General features: G+C 51.0%; 15 protein-coding genes. 8 read left to right on the plus strand and 7 right to left on the minus strand.

All coding sequences use genetic code 11. The annotated features are described in order from the left end of the window. The first annotated feature begins 179 nt into the window (after nucleotides 1–179). Nucleotides 180–1,745: a methyl-accepting chemotaxis protein gene (locus AC790_RS22475; RefSeq protein WP_049853275.1), complete on the plus strand. Its 1,566-nt coding sequence runs from the start codon at nucleotides 180–182 to the stop codon at nucleotides 1,743–1,745. A gap of 123 nt (nucleotides 1,746–1,868) precedes the next feature. Next, nucleotides 1,869–2,276, plus strand: coding sequence for a hypothetical protein (locus AC790_RS22480; protein ID WP_049853276.1), 408 nt, complete (start codon nucleotides 1,869–1,871; stop codon nucleotides 2,274–2,276). Nucleotides 2,277–2,319: 43 nt separating this feature from the next. Here AC790_RS22480 and map read toward each other — a convergent pair whose 3' ends face one another. From map to AC790_RS24485, 3 genes are all read right to left on the minus strand, one after another. After that, entirely contained in the window at nucleotides 2,320–3,102 is a 783-nt protein-coding gene (gene map / locus AC790_RS22485) for a type I methionyl aminopeptidase (protein ID WP_049853277.1), read from the minus strand. After that, a complete protein-coding gene (locus AC790_RS22490) occupies nucleotides 3,099–3,344 on the minus strand; it encodes a ParD-like family protein (protein ID WP_007886008.1) in 246 nt (81 codons plus the stop codon). The genes map and AC790_RS22490 overlap by 4 nt, the downstream gene beginning before the upstream one ends. A 146-nt stretch (nucleotides 3,345–3,490) precedes the next feature. After that, the gene (locus AC790_RS24485) at nucleotides 3,491–3,676 is read right to left on the minus strand and encodes a general stress protein (RefSeq protein WP_007886009.1); all 186 of its coding nucleotides are present in this window, start codon (nucleotides 3,674–3,676) and stop codon (nucleotides 3,491–3,493) included. Nucleotides 3,677–3,976: 300 nt separating this feature from the next. Between AC790_RS24485 and AC790_RS22495 the strand changes: the two genes are divergently transcribed. The 4 genes from AC790_RS22495 (at nucleotide 3,977) to AC790_RS22510 (ending at nucleotide 9,718) form a co-directional block, all read left to right on the plus strand. Next, nucleotides 3,977–5,431 carry a sugar porter family MFS transporter gene (locus tag AC790_RS22495; protein ID WP_007886011.1) on the plus strand — a complete coding sequence of 485 codons (1,455 nt, stop codon included), beginning with the start codon at nucleotides 3,977–3,979 and terminating at the stop codon, nucleotides 5,429–5,431. A 64-nt stretch (nucleotides 5,432–5,495) separates the two neighbouring features. Further along, nucleotides 5,496–6,212: a YoaK family protein gene (locus AC790_RS22500; protein ID WP_049853278.1), complete on the plus strand. Its 717-nt coding sequence runs from the start codon at nucleotides 5,496–5,498 to the stop codon at nucleotides 6,210–6,212. Nucleotides 6,213–6,427: 215 nt separating this feature from the next. After that, entirely contained in the window at nucleotides 6,428–8,308 is a 1,881-nt protein-coding gene (gene bglF, locus AC790_RS22505) for a PTS beta-glucoside transporter subunit IIABC (RefSeq protein ID WP_049853279.1), read from the plus strand. Between the two features lie 15 nt (nucleotides 8,309–8,323). Further along, the gene (locus tag AC790_RS22510) at nucleotides 8,324–9,718 is read left to right on the plus strand and encodes a glycoside hydrolase family 1 protein (protein WP_007886017.1); all 1,395 of its coding nucleotides are present in this window, start codon (nucleotides 8,324–8,326) and stop codon (nucleotides 9,716–9,718) included. A 47-nt stretch (nucleotides 9,719–9,765) separates the two neighbouring features. Here the strand turns inward: AC790_RS22510 and licT are convergent, their stop codons facing one another. Further along, a complete protein-coding gene (gene licT, locus AC790_RS22515; RefSeq protein ID WP_049853280.1) occupies nucleotides 9,766–10,629 on the minus strand; it encodes a BglG family transcription antiterminator LicT in 864 nt (287 codons plus the stop codon). 304 nt (nucleotides 10,630–10,933) lie between these two features. Here licT and fliD point away from each other — a divergent pair, with 304 nt between their 5' ends. Then, nucleotides 10,934–12,346 carry a flagellar filament capping protein FliD gene (fliD, locus tag AC790_RS22520; protein WP_049853281.1) on the plus strand — a complete coding sequence of 471 codons (1,413 nt, stop codon included), beginning with the start codon at nucleotides 10,934–10,936 and terminating at the stop codon, nucleotides 12,344–12,346. 44 nt (nucleotides 12,347–12,390) lie between these two features. Here fliD and yajD read toward each other — a convergent pair whose 3' ends face one another. From yajD to AC790_RS22535, 3 genes are all read right to left on the minus strand, one after another. Next, nucleotides 12,391–12,738: an HNH nuclease YajD gene (gene yajD, locus AC790_RS22525; RefSeq protein WP_007886021.1), complete on the minus strand. Its 348-nt coding sequence runs from the start codon at nucleotides 12,736–12,738 to the stop codon at nucleotides 12,391–12,393. Between the two features lie 233 nt (nucleotides 12,739–12,971). Further along, the gene (locus AC790_RS22530) at nucleotides 12,972–14,003 is read right to left on the minus strand and encodes a methionine synthase (RefSeq protein WP_007886022.1); all 1,032 of its coding nucleotides are present in this window, start codon (nucleotides 14,001–14,003) and stop codon (nucleotides 12,972–12,974) included. 26 nt (nucleotides 14,004–14,029) lie between these two features. Further along, complete coding sequence (locus AC790_RS22535) at nucleotides 14,030–15,013, minus strand: DUF1852 domain-containing protein (protein WP_049853282.1); 984 nt, start codon at nucleotides 15,011–15,013, stop codon at nucleotides 14,030–14,032. Nucleotides 15,014–15,479: 466 nt separating this feature from the next. Here AC790_RS22535 and eptB point away from each other — a divergent pair, with 466 nt between their 5' ends. Further along, nucleotides 15,480–17,138, plus strand: a complete 1,659-nt coding sequence (gene eptB, locus AC790_RS22540) for a kdo(2)-lipid A phosphoethanolamine 7''-transferase (RefSeq protein WP_049853283.1) — start codon at nucleotides 15,480–15,482, stop codon at nucleotides 17,136–17,138. The last annotated feature ends 45 nt before the right edge of the window (nucleotides 17,139–17,183 follow it).

Here is a 17,183-nt window from a genome sequence, read left to right on the forward strand (position 1 = left end):
AGAAGTAATACTGATCAATGAAATTGATTTCAAATTAATTACTTTCCTGCCTCTAATGTTAAACAACTGTCTGACGATAACAGCAGAGATGCCGCAATTTAAGTTGCGGAACATCTTCTATTGATAAAATTACATTGTTCTCTTCACTACTTTTCAATCAAAATCATTGAGGTTTCTAAATGGACGTAGTTCAAAGATTTTCGCGTAATGTAAAGTTGCGGACTAAATTAACAATATCCTCTGTGCTCAATATCTCCATGCTGCTATTAGTGGCGACGCTTGGCTTAAATTCGCTGTTGTTAGCGGAAACCGGCGTTAATGGCATGATGAAAGATGACTACCCAACCATCGCGCTCGGCAACCAACTGATTGATGAAATAAACGTGACGATACAGCAGCAGGCGCTGCTGCTGAGCCCTATCGATGCGCAGCGTCGGGCCGCGATTCAAACCAATCTCCAGGATGCCTCGAATAAAATCACGGAGACTTACAAGCAATTGGCGCTATTGGCGACGGACGAGGAGTCAAAAGCGTTTCTTGCCCGAGTTCAGGCCAAGCGGGTAGATTTTCTTAAAGAGAGAATGGCCTTCTTCGAATTGATAAATAGTGATGTGAGTAAAGCGGTAGATTTCTATTTTACCGCGCTGACTTTAGCGCAAAAGAGTTATATTGCGGAAGTGGAGGGGTTTATTACGTTGCAAGAGCAGCAAATGAATGGCTCTTATGACAGTTTTATGGCGTCCTACAGCAATACTAAAATCTCCATGATCATTATTTTTATTGTGGCTATATTGCTTTCGGCGTTTATTGGCTGGATTATTATCCGTTCGATTACTGTGCCATTAAGAAAAGTCATTGCGTTTCTTGGTCGGGTGGCTGATGGCGATCTCAGCTCTGATTTTCATGAGCAGCGTAAAGATGAAATGGGGCAGCTAATTAATGCCATTCAGCAAATGCAGGAGAAAATGTCGGGCATTGTTAGCCATATTCGTATTAGCGCAGAACAGATATCCGGTGGCGCCAGCGAAATAATGTCAGGCACCAACGATCTTGCTGCCCGTACGGAAGAGCAGGCCAGTTCGGTGGAGCAAACCGCGGCTTCGGTTGAGGAGTTCAGCGCCACTATCAGTAACACCCGCAACAATACCCACGTAGCGGCGGATCTCTCAACCAAAGCGGAAAGCGCTGTGGGGCAGAATGCCAGCATGATGGACAATGTCGCGACCAAAATGGCCGAGATTCATGATTCCGCTAGCCGCATGGCTGACATTATTAACCTGATCGATTCCATCGCCTTCCAGACCAATATTCTGGCGCTCAATGCCGCTGTCGAGGCCGCACGCGCCGGCGAACATGGCCGTGGTTTTGCCGTGGTGGCGCAGGAAGTGCGAGCTCTGGCTCAGAAAACCGCTACCTCTTCGCATGAGATTCGTCACTTGATTGAAGAGTCTTCGACGCGCATTGCGGATGGTCGCGATATGGTCACCGACGCCAATACCTTGATGTCCGACATGATGTCCAACGTTGCCAGCATGAAAGAATTACTGGTGCAGATAAACCAGGCCAGCAGCGAGCAGGCGGATGGCATCAGCCAGATCAACACCGCCATCAGCCAGATTGATATTACCACGCAGCAAAATGCGTCGCTGGTTGAGCAGTCGTTGGCGGCCTCGGCAATGCTGAGCGAGCAGGCGAACAATATGGTGAACAGCGTTAGCGTGTTTACGCTGCGCAGAACGGCATAAGTTGCGGATACAGAATCCCCTGCGGATTCTGTATTCACCTGTTTTGCGTCTAAAGAGAATGCGTTAGCGGCCGATAATCGAACCCGCAAAGGCTGCACCAGCAGCAACATTTAAGGAAAAATAGTGAAAAAGGCATTGATAGCATTGGCAGTTTTGACACTGGCAGGATGCGCCAGACCTTACGGACCCGCCACCACCATCATCAATCAGCAGATGGTGACTCCTGACGCCAGCAAGCAGCAAACCAAAGTCACGGTGACGCGTAAGAAGCAATTTATCGGTAGTGCCAGCGGCAATCACTGCAAGTTTGTGGTGAATATTGATGGGCAGGACGTCGCGATGCTGCGCCAGAACCAGTTTGTCAGCACCTATCTGGAAAATGGGCTGCATAAACTGCGCGTCAGCAATGACTGTTCAGTGCTAAGCCTGGGCATGCGTAAAACGCTGGATGTTGTTGCCGATGGCACGCCACAAGAGTATGCCGCAGAAGTCGGTTTCTGGGGGCAATACCGCCTGTGGCGCACCAACTAATTCGGTTGCTCAGCGCATAGCGCGAGTGTGTTCCATGCTTGCGCTAAATCGGCGCATAGTCGCCAGTGCCTTCTGGCCACGGCGTCAGCAAATCAAAACCGGTTTCCGTCACGGCGATGGTGTGTTCCCACTGCGCTGACAGCGAGCGGTCTTTGGTCACCACCGTCCAGCCATCTGACAACACGCTGGTGCCCGCTTTGCCGGCGTTGATCATCGGCTCGATAGTGAAGATCATCCCGGCCTGCAGCGCTAATCCCGCACCCGGCGTGCCGTAATGCAGGATTTGCGGATCGCCGTGATACACCTCGCCAACGCCGTGACCACAATATTCCCGCACCACCGAGAAGCCAGCTTTTTCTGCGACCTGCTGAATGGCTGCGCCAATATCGCCCAGCGTCGCGCCCGGCTTCACCACGTTAATGCCCGCCACCATCGAGTCGTAGGTGATCTCCACCAGTCTTTTCGCCCGCACCGACGGTTGGCCGACGTAATACATGCGGCTGGTATCGCCGTACCAGCCATCTTTAATGATGGCGACGTCGATATTAACGATGTCGCCATCCTTGAGCTTTTTCTCACCTGGAATGCCGTGACACACCACGTGATTGACTGAAGTACAAGTGGTGCGCATATAACCCTGATAGCCGATATTGGCGGGCACCACTTTGAGCTCGTTGACGATATAGTCGTGGCAAATCGCGTCCAGTTCATCAGTGGTGACGCCAGGTTTGACGTACGGCGTGATGATCTCCAGCACTTTGGCGGCGGCGTGTCCGGCGGCGCGCGCCAGTTCGATCTCTTCAGCGGTGTGCAGTTTGATGCTCATGACGCTATTCCCTGCGATGTGAATAAAGGATGGTCGAGCAGCTGCGCTAAATCAGCGCCGCTGTCGCGTTCGACGCGCATCAGTAAGCGCGTCAATTCCTGATGATTGAGGGTGGGATAAATCTCGGCCAGCATGCCGATCTTCATCCAGTGTTCTGCCTGTGCGTTGATGGAACGGCTCATGGCCGTGCTGGCAATGCGCAAGTTCTCATGCATTAAGTCGGAGATTTTTACGATACCCATAATGTGGCCTATATATAAAACGTATGCGTTATGTATATAGGTTATCACATGTGTGGCGATTGAAAAACGCATTGGGTTTGTTAGCGGAAAACCGTTTACGGTTAATAGGGGATGCCAATCCATGGCGAACAACATCCTAAGGCGCCTTACTCAGACTTCGTTGGAGGACGACGGCTTATTTTGCCTCCTTTCCGGCCCGCTTCAACGGCTCTTTCAGGGTCGTTTCTGAAGTTGCCACCGCTGGCTTTGCCTCCCGCACTGCCAGCTTCTTTTGCACGTTCCGGATTGTTAGCAAAATTCCCTGCGCCGCCTCTGTAGCTCTGTTTGTTCATAGGAAGACCTCTTATCAATGTTCCATTAGATTTAAGGACTAGCTAGTCACGCTGAAATTCTAGTCGGTGGTTTTGGTAAAGCCAGGGCGAAAAGCATGATCATTTGAAACAGATCAAAAGAAGTTTTATTGGCTATCGCGTTGTTCCAGTAAGCAATGACGTCGATCACACCCTTCACAGTGCGTTTTCTAACCGATTAACAGTGACCTTCGTCACATTTTAAAAATCCTGTCTATACTTTTGCCTTTTGGGATTACGCCTTTGCGCCCGCCCGGCGCGTTCAATATGCAGGGAACAGGAATGGAAACATCGCAGCAAAACAATGAAGACGACTCAGCACTAAGCAACCTTACCGTGAAACAGCGCCTGTTTTTTGTGGTGCTGGTGGCCACCATGGGAGCGCTGGCGTTTGGTTATGACACCGGCATTATTTCCGGTGCATTACCGTATATGACCTTACCGCCCGATCAGGGCGGCCTCGATCTCACCCCCTTCACCGAAGGTTTAGTGACGTCATCACTGATCTTCGGCGCCGCACTTGGCGCTTTTCTTAGCGGTTACTTCTCCGACCGCTTCGGTCGCCGCATTACGCTGCGCAGCCTGGCGCTGATCTTCGTCGCCGGCGCCATTGGTACCGCATTGGCGCCTAATCTGCATGTGATGGTGGCGATGCGTTTCCTGTTGGGAATCGCGGTGGGTGGCGGATCGTCAACCGTGCCGGTATTTATTGCAGAAATCGCCGGGCCTAAACGTCGCGCACCGTTGGTGAGTCGCAACGAGCTGATGATCGTTTCCGGCCAGCTGCTGGCGTATGTGGTCAGTGCGCTAATGAGCTATTTGCTCAATGATTCGCATATGTGGCGTTACATGTTAGCGCTGGCGATGATTCCGGGTGCGTTACTGTTTATCGGTACCTTCTTTGTACCGGCTTCGCCGCACTGGATGGTGGCAGAAGGGCGCATCAAAGAAGCAAGCCGTATTCTGCACAAGCTGCGTGAAACACCGCGCGAAGTGCGAAAAGAGATGGCGGAGATGCGTCAGCATGCCAAAGCTTCGCGTCAGGGACCGTCCGCTCGTGAACTGTTGCAGCAGAAGTGGGTCATGAGGCTGCTATTGGTGGGTGCGGGGTTGGGTATTGTTATCCAGTTCACCGGCGTGAATGCCTTTATGTATTACACGCCGGTGATTTTGAAAACCACCGGCATGGGCACCAACGCCTCGATTGCCGCGACCATCGGAAACGGTGTGGTTTCAGTCATTGCAACCATAGTCGGTATCAAAGCGGTGGGGCGTTTTGGACGTCGTACCATGCTGATGACCGGGCTGACGGTAGTCATTGCCATGCAGCTGGCGCTGGGTTGTGTGCTGCTGTTGATGCCACAAAGCATGACGCAAAGTATGTTCGCGCTGGCGGCCATTCTGGTGTTCCTGTTCTTTATGCAGATGTGTATTTCACCGGTTTACTGGCTGCTGATGTCCGAACTGTTCCCGATGAAATTGCGCGGCGTGCTCACCGGTGCGGCGGTGTCGTTCCAGTGGATTTGCAACGCGGCGGTGGCCTTTGCTTTCCCACCGTTGCTGGCCGCTACCGGCAACGCTGCCTTCTTTATCTTTGCCGCCATTAACGTCGCATCGCTGATCTTCGTTATTACCATGTTGCCGGAAACCAAAGGCAAATCGCTTGAGCAGATCGAAAATGAGATGCGCGATCGTTTTAGCGAGCAGGATCAGGAAGCAGCAGACGGCGTCGCTTAACCGCGCTTGAGAATTCCTGGCTGCGGGGGGAAGATACGCATCTTTCACCGGGCCAGGAATTGCCATGCTGATCACCGCCGAGAACACCCGCACCTTTAATACCGACATTCGCCTGGCCTGCACGCTGGCTGCGGTAGCTGGCGCGCTCAACACCGCCGCGTTCGAGACCGTCGGTTTCTTTTCGGCAAACATGACCGGCAACGTCTCCTCGCTTTCCGATCATCTGGCGAAAGCCAATCTGCACGTCGGCCTGTTTTTTCTCCTCATCGTCTTGCTGTTTATCGCCGGTTCATCGGTCTCCACGTTGATTATTAACTCTGGCAGAAGGCGCCAAATCCGCGGCATCTACGCGATCAATATCCTGATTGAAGGCATTGCGCTGCTGGCGCTGGGCGTGATGGAAAGCGCGTTTCGATTCAGCGGCTCTGGCGTGCTGTTAGTGCTCAGTCTGAGTTTTCTAATGGGCTTGCAGAACGCGGTAGTGACGCGCATCTCCAACGCGCGCGTCCGTACCACGCATGTTTCGGGGACCGCCACCGACATCGGCATTGAGTTAGCGATGCTGTTTGATGTGCTGCGCCGCAAAGAATCCCCCAAAGATGCGCCACTGTATATCGAGCGGTTGAAACTGCATTGCTACACCGTACTGGCCTTTCTTGGCGGCGGCGTTTTGGGGATTTGGCTGCTGCAGGTGATGAGCTATCTACTGTTAATCGTGATTGGTGCGCTGCTGAGCGTGCTCGCGTTAACCGCGCTTAAACGGAGCACATCGTCGCAGTAAACAGTGATGTGCTTCACGCTTTGTCATGCCGCTGCGGAAAATTGCTTGCCACTTTCCCCACGCTGTAAGCAAGATAGCCCGCGTTAAGGATTGTTACTGTTCGGCAGGCAAAACCTGAGGCGCGCCCTTTTTCATTTCGAAGAGGGCGCGCCTCAGGTTTTTTTTTGCGCGAAATTCGGGGCATAAATGCAGGGCATTGTTCAGGAGAAAGAGTGATGCAATATCAGGAACTGGCGGATGAGATCGTTGCCGGCGTCGGCGGCAAAGCGAACATTATCAGCGTGATGCACTGCGCCACGCGTTTGCGCTTCAAGCTCAAAAACAGTCAACAGGCGCAAACGGCGGCGTTGAAAAACAATCCTGGCGTGATCATGGTGGTGGAGAGCGGCGGCCAATATCAGGTGGTGATTGGTAATCAGGTTGCTGAGGTCTATCGCGAACTGACCGCACGACATGCGCTGGACGATCGGAGCGATGCCACCGATAACGAGGCACCACAAGGCCTGTTTGCCCGCTTTATCGATCTGGTTTCCGGCATTTTCACCCCGTTTATCGGCGTGATGATCGCCTCCGGCATTATTAAAGGATTGCTGGCGCTGGCGCTGGTGATCGGCGTGATGGATGCCAGCAACGGCAGCTACAAGGTGCTGTTTGTTGCCAGCGACGGTTTGTTCTATTTCCTGCCAATTTTGCTCGGCTACAGCGCCGGGAAAAAATTTGGCGGCAATCCGTTTGTCAGCATGGCAATTGCCGCTGCGCTGGTGCATCCGATGATTCTTGAGGTGCTGCAACAGCAGCAGCAGGGCAACGCGCTGACGTTCATTGGCATTCCACTGGAAGTGCTGAACTACAGCTCTTCGGTGATCCCAATTATCTTTGCCGCCTGGGTTTCCAGCCTGATTGAGCGCTGGGTGCATCCGCGTTCGCCCAGCGCGGTGCGTAACTTCACTACGCCGTTATGCTGCCTGCTGATTACCGTGCCGCTGACTTTTCTCGCCATTGGCCCGGCGGCCACCTGGTTAAGCCGCATGCTGGCCGAAGGCTATTTGTGGATTTATAGCCTGAGCCCAATGATTGCCGGTGCGGTGATGGGCGCAATCTGGCAAGTGTGCGTCATTTTTGGTCTGCACTGGGGATTGGTGCCGATTATGCTGAATAACCTCGCCAACTTTGGTCACGACACCTTGCTGCCGCTGCTGATGCCTGCGGTGCTGGGGCAGGCGGGCGCGACGCTGGGCATCTTCCTGCGTACTCGAGAGGCTAAGCTGAAAGCGATGGCGGGATCGGCCTTCACCGCCAGCATCTTTGGCATCACCGAGCCGGCAGTCTATGGCGTCACGCTGCCGCGCCGTCGTCCGTTTATCTTCGGTTGCATTGGCGGAGCGCTGGGCGCGGCGATTCTCGGTTTCTGGCACACCACCATTTACTCCTTTGGCTTCCCGAGCGTCTTCACCTTTATTCAGGTGGTGCCGAACAGTGGCATTGATGCCAGCGTGCTGGCGGCATTCGCCGGTGCAGCGGTGGCGCTGCTGTTTGCCTGCGTCACCACCTATCTATTTGGCCTTAGCGAAGTAGCCGCCACGCCGGCAGCGGCAGTAACACCGGCGCCCGCCGCAGTTGCGCCGCCTGCCAGCCTGACGCGACGCGAAAGCGTGGTGAGCCCGATGGCGGGAGCGGTGATTCCGCTGGAGCAGGTTAAGGATGAGACCTTTGCCAGCGGATTGTTGGGCAAAGGCGCGGCGATTATCCCGCAGCAGGGGCGCGTGGTTTCCCCGATCAACGGCGTGGTGTCGTCGATATTCCGCACCGGTCATGCCATCGGCCTGACCTCAGAACAGGGCGCGGAAGTGCTGATCCACGTTGGCCTCGACACCGTGAAGCTGGACGGACAATTTTTCCATCCCAGGGTCGCGAACGATCAGCCGATTAAGGTGGGGGATGTGCTGCTGGAATTCGATCTCGATGCAATCAAAGCCGCAGGATTCGATCTCACCACGCCCGTGCTGGTGAGTAACAGTGATGATTTTGTGGATGTATTAACCCTGAGCCACACGGCGGTGAGCGAAGGCGCTCCGCTGTTGGCCGTGCTGAAATAACCAAGGAGTAAGCAAATGACTAAACGTTTCCCGGATGAATTTTTATGGGGTGGCGCGGTTGCCGCCAATCAGGTTGAAGGGGCTTATCAGGAAGGCGGTAAGGGCTTATCCACGTCGGATTTACAACCGAAAGGCATTTTTGGCGCGCGCGTGGAGCGCAGCGGTGATGACTTTGGTATCAAAGATACCGCCATCGATTTCTATCACCGCTTCCCGCAGGACATCAAACTATTCGCTGAAATGGGCTTTACCGTGCTGCGTACCTCAATTGCCTGGACGCGCATTTTCCCACAGGGCGACGAAGCCGAGCCGAATGAAGCGGGACTGGCCTATTACGATCGTCTGTTTGATGAGATGGCGAAATACAACATCACGCCGCTGGTGACTCTGTCACATTATGAAATGCCGTATGGCTTGATTAAAAAGTACGGCGGCTGGGGCAATCGCATCACCATTGATTGTTTCGAGCGTTATGCGCGCGCAGTGTTCACCCGTTTTCAGCACAAGGTGAAGCTGTGGCTGACCTTCAATGAAATCAATATGTCGCTGCATGCGCCTTTCACCGGCGTGGGGCTGGCGGAAGAGAGCGACCAGCAGGCGATTTATCAGGCGATTCACCACCAGCTGGTGGCGAGTGGTCGCGCGGTAAAAGCCTGCCATGAAATCGTGCAGGACGGCAAAATTGGCAATATGCTGCTGGGCGCGCTGCTTTATCCATTGAGCTGCCGACCGGCGGACGTGCTGGAAACCCTGCAGCAAAACCGCGAATGGCTGTTCTTTGGCGATGTGCAGGTACGCGGCGCTTATCCAGCGTATATGAAGCGGTTCTTTGCCGATCGCGGCATCACTATTGCGATGACCGACGAAGATAAACGCGACCTGCAAAACACCGTCGATTACATCTCCTTCAGCTACTACATGACCGGCTGCGTCACTACCAATGAAGAGGATAATCAGAAAGCGCGCGGCAACATTCTCTCAATGGTGCCGAATCCACATTTGCCGAGTTCTGATTGGGGCTGGCAGATTGATCCAGAAGGGCTGCGCATTCTGCTCAATATTCTTTATGACCGTTATCAGAAGCCGCTGTTTATCGTGGAAAACGGGCTGGGCGCCAAAGATGTGGTAGAAGCCGATGGCACTATTAATGATGATTATCGCATTCAGTATCTCAACGATCATCTGGTGCAGGTGCGCGAAGCGATTGAGGATGGCGTCGAGGTGATGGGCTATACCTGCTGGGGCCCGATTGATTTAGTCAGCGCATCCAAAGCCGAGTTTTCCAAGCGCTACGGTTTTATCTATGTTGATCGTGATGATGCCGGCAACGGCACGCTGGAACGTTCGCGCAAGAAGAGTTTCTTCTGGTATCAGGACGTGATCCGCAGTCATGGTGAAGCGTTGAAATAACGTAGGTGGCGAGGTTTTCGTAGGGTGCGCATTGATGCGCACCCTGTTTAAGCCTCGTCGGCATCTTCCTGCAACGCCAGCGTCTCTTTGCGCACGCGTTCAATATGAATCGTCAGAAACATGCGTTCTTCGCTGGAAAGTTCATACAGATATTTCTGCTGAATATGTTGGTCGATTTTCATCGCACATTGATAGGCAACGGGATATTTGTCGCGCACCACATCATGCAGTGATTCATCCTCGCTCCACACGCCGCGTTTACCCAACATGCGCTGGGCGAAAAACTTCAGGTGGTTGACGAAGCGGTTGTAACTCAGGCTATCGGTGCGGTAATCGAGCTGCAGCCGATACTTCACGATATGCAGAATCTCCTGCATAAACTGCGTGATGTGCGAGACATCAGCGAAGTCGCTGCCGAGCTGCGCATTCACCAGATGTAACGCAATAAAGCCGGCCTCATCTTCCGGCAGCATGACACCCAGTCGCTTGCTGATCATCTCCAGCGCTTCAAGGCCAAGTGAGAACTCCTTCGGATACAGCGTTTTAATCTCCCACTTCAACACGTTGCGAATCGGAATGCCCTGCTGATGACGCTCAATGGCAAAGTGACAGTGATCGCACAGCGCGATGGATAGACTTTCATGTAGCGGTTGGCCAAGCTGCTGACGTGCGTTGGCGATAATCAGTTCGCTGGTGGTAATCACCTCCAGCGGAATATCCGACAGCAGTTCGCTGAGCCGTCCCGTTAAGGCATCGCTTTGTAGCGCAAACACTTTCTCGATCTGCTGCGCATCCAGTGTGTCGCCGACGCGCTTCTGAAACGCTAAACCGCGTCCCATCACCACCTGCTCTTTGCCGTTGTCGCCCAGCACCACCGCGACATTATTGTTGAGGATCTTGGCGATTTTCATTTTTCTCAGCCCTGAAAATAAAAAACCTGACCCACCGGGAGGACGGCGTGTCAGGTTTTGCCTGCGCTGAACGCAGTAACAATCTCGCGAGATCATAATCGGCTGAGGATTTCCGACAAGCAGAGCGACAGTTAAATGTGAAATGCATCATGTTTCCTCGGCGATTAATCAGGCGCGTTTGAGCCTGCCTAAACCTTGACAGGTTAAAGCGTAAAGATAGTGTAAGGATTTGATCAGAATTTTTTAAAGTTTGCGTTAGGGGTGCCGATAGTACCGTAACGTTAATTTAACAGGAGTTGCGTACATGACTGGGATTTCAACTTTAGGCGTCGGTTCAGGACTGGGTTTGAGCACCATTCTCGACAAACTGACCGCGGCGGAAAAACAATCGTTATCGCCAATTTCAAAACAGCAGTCGGCTGCTACCGCCAAGCTTTCCGCTTACGGCACGCTGAAAACTGCGATTCAGACTTTCCAGACGGCAAACAACAAATTAAATGATGCCGCGCTTTATACGTCGACTACCACAGCATCCAGTTCCAGTGCGTTTAGCGCAGATTCCAACGGCAATGCGCTGGCCGGCAAATACACCATTAGCGTGCAGAAGCTGGCACAGTCGCAGACGCTGACGAGTGCGACTCAAACCGATACCAAAGCGGCGATTGGCAGCGACGCAGCCACACGCACCATGAAGTTTGTCACCGCAGAAGGTAAAGAGAAGAGCATTACGCTGACCAAAGATCAGACTTCACTTGCTGCTATTCGTGACACCATTAACAAATCAGAAGTCGGCGTCACCGCTAGCCTGATTAAGGTTTCGGCAACCGAATATCGTCTGTCGCTCAGCTCAAGCGCATCGGGCACGGCCAATGCAGTGAAATCACTCAGCGTAACCGGTGATGACACCTTGCACGGCTTTATTGGCTTTGATGCTGCGGATACCGCAGGCAGCGGCATGACGCAGAGTGTCGAAGCGCAGAACGCGAAGTTGACCGTTAATAACGTAGCGATTGAGAGCAGCAGCAATGTTATTACCGATGCGGTAGAAGGCATCACGCTGAAACTGAATGATGAGACATCCGGCAACCAAACGCTAACCGTCAGCAGCGATACCAACAAGGCCAAGACCGCCATTACGGATTGGGTGAACGCCTACAACTCGCTGCAGGATACTATGGCGAGTTTGACCAAATATACGCCCGTCGATGCAGGTAAAGATCCGGATGGAAAAAATGGTGCGCTGATCGGCGATGGCACGCTGCGCAATATTCAGGTGCAGCTGAAAAGTATTCTGGCGAACAGTTCGGACTCCAACGTTTACAAGACCTTATCGCAGGCGGGTATTACCACCGATCCAACCAGCGGTAAGCTTAATCTTGATGCAGCCAAACTGACCAGCAGCCTGCAGGTTAAACCGGAAGCGATTCGTGACATGTTCGTCGGCGATAGCAAAAAAACCGGTGTATCGACGGTGATGAATAATACCTTTACGGCTTTCCTTAGCAGCAAAGGCGTATTGCAGGGCGCGACAGATACCATCAGTAAGAAGCTGAATACGCTGACCGAACAGTACAATACCGCCAGCAAACGCATCGATGACACCATCGCGCGTTATAAAAAGCAGTTCACTAATTTAGATAAGATGGTCAGCGTACTGAATAACACCAGTAACTATCTGACAGAGCAGTTTAGTAGTACTTCTAAGACGAATAAATAACGTTTCTTCGGGTCGCCACTGATGGCGACCTGATGGTAATAAGGTTATTTTTTCTTATTAAGCATCGCTTTCAAATCAGCAAAAGGATTATAGGTGGCTTCACCGACATCCTTTTGCGCATCTTCCCCCGCTACCACGCTGGTGCCGTATTGATCGGCTTCCGTGTATTTAGAGTGCTCATGGTCATGGCAATAGAGACACAATAACTCCCAGTTGCTGCCGTCTTCCGGGTTATTGGTGTGGTCGTGATCGATATGGTGCACCGTCAATTCACGTAGGTTGGAGTAAACAAATTCTCGCGAGCAGCGTCCACACACCCACGGATAAATTTTTAATGCTTTCTCACGGTAGCCGCTTTCCAGCCGGGTGTAGTTTTTGGGAATCAAAGCCATTGCCGAGGTACCTGTTAAAAGAGAGTGATTTATTTTGATTGCAGCAAACTAATCCAGACAGCAGGGTACTGCAAGTGGCGGGCGGAGTCAGCTATTGGCTCTTAAAACGGGAAGGGAAAATCGTGGCGATTACAGCGTGGCTAGCACTCAGTCCGGTTGCGGGTTCAGGAGCGGGAAACCTGACCGCGCAATCCGGACTGAGTTAACTTCAATTACTCAACTCTTCGGCGCGATTATTTCGCCTGCAGTTCTTTACGCACGATCTCTGCGCCAGCACTTAACGCATCCAGCTTGCCGCGCGCGACGCCACGCGGTAACGGGATCATGCCACAGTTGGTGCACGGATAGAGCTTGTCGGCATCGACATACTGCAGCGCTTTTCGCAGCGTAGCGGCAACTTCCTCAGGCGTCTCGATGGTGTTGGTCGCCACATCAATCGCACCAACCATCACCTTTTTACCGCGAACCAACTCCATCAGCTCCATTGGCACGTGCGAGTTTTGACACTCCAGTGAGATGATATCGATATTGGATTTCTGCAGTTTAGGGAAGATCTCTTCATACTGACGCCACTCGGTACCCAGCGTCTTTTTCCAATCGGTATTGGCTTTAATGCCATAACCGTAGCAAATGTGCACAGCGGTTTCACACTTGAGGCCTTCGATGGCTCTTTCCAGCGTGGCAATGCCCCACTCATTCACTTCATCAAAGAAAACGTTAAATGCGGGTTCATCGAACTGAATAATATCGACACCCACCGCTTCTAATTCTTTGGCCTCTTCATTGAGGATTTTAGCGAATTCCCACGCCAGCTTTTCACGGCTTTTATAGTGGTTATCATACAACGTATCAATCATGGTCATAGGACCAGGCAGCGCCCATTTAATCGGTTGGTCAGTTTGGGAGCGTAAGAATTTAGCATCCTCAACAAACACCGATTTTTGACGGCTTACCGGACCAACCACGGTTGGAACACTCGCTTCATAGCGATTACGGATTTTAACGATTTCACGCTTCTCAAAATCAACCCCGTTGAGGTGTTCAATAAAGGTAGTGACAAAGTGTTGGCGCGTTTGCTCACCATCACTAACAATATCGATACCCGCCTGTTGTTGATCTTCCAGACACAAACGAAGCGCATCTTGTTTGCCGTCGATTAACTCCTGATCTTGCAATTTCCACGGTGACCACAGCGTCTCCGGCTGAGCAAGCCAGGAAGGTTTAGGCAAACTGCCCGCAGTGGACGTCGGTAATAATTTTTTCATCGCAGGTGACCTTATTTTTTTATCAATCAAAGAACGGAATTGGCAAACCATTGCTCAAGAATAGTTTGATATGGTTTGATGAAGTTCTCTTCAGTGAACTTTCCTTGTTCAATAGCCAACTGGCTACGTTCTTCTCGATCATAAACAATCTGAGTTAACGAAAAATCGAGGTGGTTCAGGCTTGGCTGATAGTATTTTCCGGCTGCAGAGTTAGCGTTGTAGATCTCAGGACGATAGATCTTTTGGAAAGTCTCCATCGTGCTGATGGTACTGATCAGCTCAAGATTGGTGTAATCACTGAGTAAATCGCCATGGAAATAAAATGCTAAAGGCGCAACGCTGTTAGCAGGCATGAAATAACGCGCACGTAATCCCATTTTGCCGAAATATTCATCCGTCAGGGAGAGTTCATCCTGCTGATACTCTACGCCGAGCACCGGATGTTCATTGCCGGTACGATAATAGGTGTTTTTGCTTGAAACGCTGAGGCAGATAACCGGCGCTTTTTTGAAGTTATTTTTATACGCCTCCGAGTTAACAAAATATTTGAAGACGTTGCCATGCAGTTCACCAAAGTTATCCGGGGTGCGGAACTCTGGATGATTTTTATTATGCTCGGACAGCAATACGCTGAAGTCATAGTCGCGCACGTAAGACGAGAAGTTATTGCCAACAATGCCTTCAATACGTTCATTGGTTTTTTTATCAACGATATTGGTTTTTAATATCTCAATCACCGGGAAGGTATTGTCATTGCCTGCTGTGGCGATCTTTAACTCAACGGAGACGATTTCGAGTTCAACAGCGTAACGATCCGCTTTCGGGTTATCCCAATGCGCCAGAGAATTGAAGCGGTTATCAATCATCACTAAAGCGTTGCGTAAATTATCCTGGCGTTTTTCGCCCCGCGCTAAATTCGCAAAGTTGGTGGTGATACGCGTGTTCTCGGAAGGATTGTAATTTTCGTCGAAACGCAGCGTTTTCACAGCAAAGTCAAAATGGTTAGTCATCGCAATCTGGCACCTTAGTGTCGAATATCAAGCCTGATTGACTTGCAGGATTTCCCAGCTTTTCTTCGCTGGTACTCTCAGGGAGTAGGCTTGATATTATTTTAAGTTATTAACAATGCATCTTTTATGCCTCAGTCTCTGGGTGAAAAAAAGTGATTTAATTTCAACGAACATGAAGGAATTTCATGATGGCGTGCAGAATGAGGTATGGAGCAGATGCAGTAGGAGCCAAAATCCCAGTTTATGGCTAGCGACATTGCGGGATGGCAAAAGTATTTGCCCAGCGCTGGCAGAGGTTGATGACTTAGGAAGCCTTGGCGCCATACACCATCTACAACATATTGTTACATTATAACATGCTCATTCTTCTCGCTAGATTGAACCCATTCTCAACCTCATCGTCTCAGCAATGGCACGTTTTTTACAGGGAACGAATTAATCTAGTTACACTAATAATGAGGCAAAGATGTTTAAACGGGGTTGGCTTGAGCAATTTTACGTACCGGGATGGGTATCGTTGTATGTCGGCATTTTACTTAATATTCCTATTTTCATTCGTCGTTATCATCAACTGCAATTTGACAATGTTCTGTCGGTCATCATTGAAGTCGTCGCCGCATTCTGTTTAGTGATGTTTTTAACTTTATTAATGTCATTAACCGGCAAGATGATCTCTCGGCTATTGATGACGCTGCTGGTGATATTTTCTAGCGCCGCCAGCTACTACATGATCTTTTTCAATATTGATATTGGCTATGGAATTATTGCTGCGGTACTGGCGACGGATTCAATTGATCTCTCAAAGGAATCCATTGGCTGGCATTTTGTGCTGTGGCTGGTGGCGGTCAATATTATTCCGCTATGGCTGATTTGGCGTGGGTTACGCACCAGCTCAGCTGCCACGATTAATAAAAAACGCTACTGGTCTTATAAAACCGTGGCCATTCTGGTTGCTGCAATGGGTTGTTGGTTACCGCTCAATCTGATGGGTAAAATGCAAGATGAGCAAGACAAACACAACAATCGCATGATGGCCAGCTACGGCGGTATCGTGGCCGGGACCTATTCTCCTTCGAATTGGTTATCAGGCGTGGGATTACTGGCTTACAGTTCCTACAGCCAGGCGGAAGATAATCGTAATCTTTACGACCCAACGGATCATTATCGCTATAACCCGCCCAAGGATGCTGACAACCTCTATATCGTGTTTGTGATTGGCGAGAGCGCACGCCGCGATCATATGGGACTTTACGGTTATGACCGTGACAACACGCCTTATCTCGACCATGAAAAAAATCTGGTTCACCTCCAAGGTTATTCCTGTGATACCTCAACTAAACTCTCGCTGCGCTGCATGTTTGTGCGCGAAGGCGGGGCGTCAGAAGCACCGCAGCGAACGCTTAAAGAGATGAACGTATTCACGGTAATGAAGAAACAGGGCTTTTCTGAAGAACTCTATTCTATGCAGAGTGAAGCCTGGTTCTATAACAAAGTTATGGCAGACAGCTATGCATTACGGGAATCTATTCAGGCGGAAAAACGCCATGTAGGGCAACCGGTGGATGATATGGCGTTAGTCACGGAACTCCAGGATTCTATTCAGCGCCATCCTCAGGGCAAGCATATCGTTATTCTGCATACTAAAGGTTCGCACTATCTTTATACGGAACGTTATCCTCGTGCATTTGCGCGTTATCAACCGGAGTGCCAGGGCATTGATGATGCATGCAGTACGCAGGAGATGATTAATTCGTATGACAATAGTATTTTGTATACCGATTACTTTCTTAAGCAGACGTTTGATAGCCTGAAAGATAAAAATGCCATTGTCTTTTATGCCTCCGATCATGGTGAATCGATTTCCGATAACCTGCATTTCCACGGCACGCCGCGTGATCATGCACCTATGGCGCAGCGCACTATTCCAATTATGGTCTGGGCCTCGGATAAATTCCTGAGTAATAAGGATCACAAAGCCTCGTTCGCACAATTAGAGCAGCTGCAAAATAATAAAACGCCGGTGTTTCACGAGAAGCTATTCGACACTATTTTAGGCTGTTCTGGCTTTACTTCTCCTGATGGTGGTATTAATCCGGCGAGAAACTGGTGCGCCCATACGGAATAGGGGTTATTGCTGCATAGCGTGACTGAGGGGAAAGTGGCTATCATC

Origin of the sequence: Pantoea sp. RIT-PI-b, assembly GCF_001187905.1 — a bacterium.
Classification (GTDB): Bacteria; Pseudomonadota; Gammaproteobacteria; order Enterobacterales; family Enterobacteriaceae; genus Pantoea; species Pantoea nemavictus.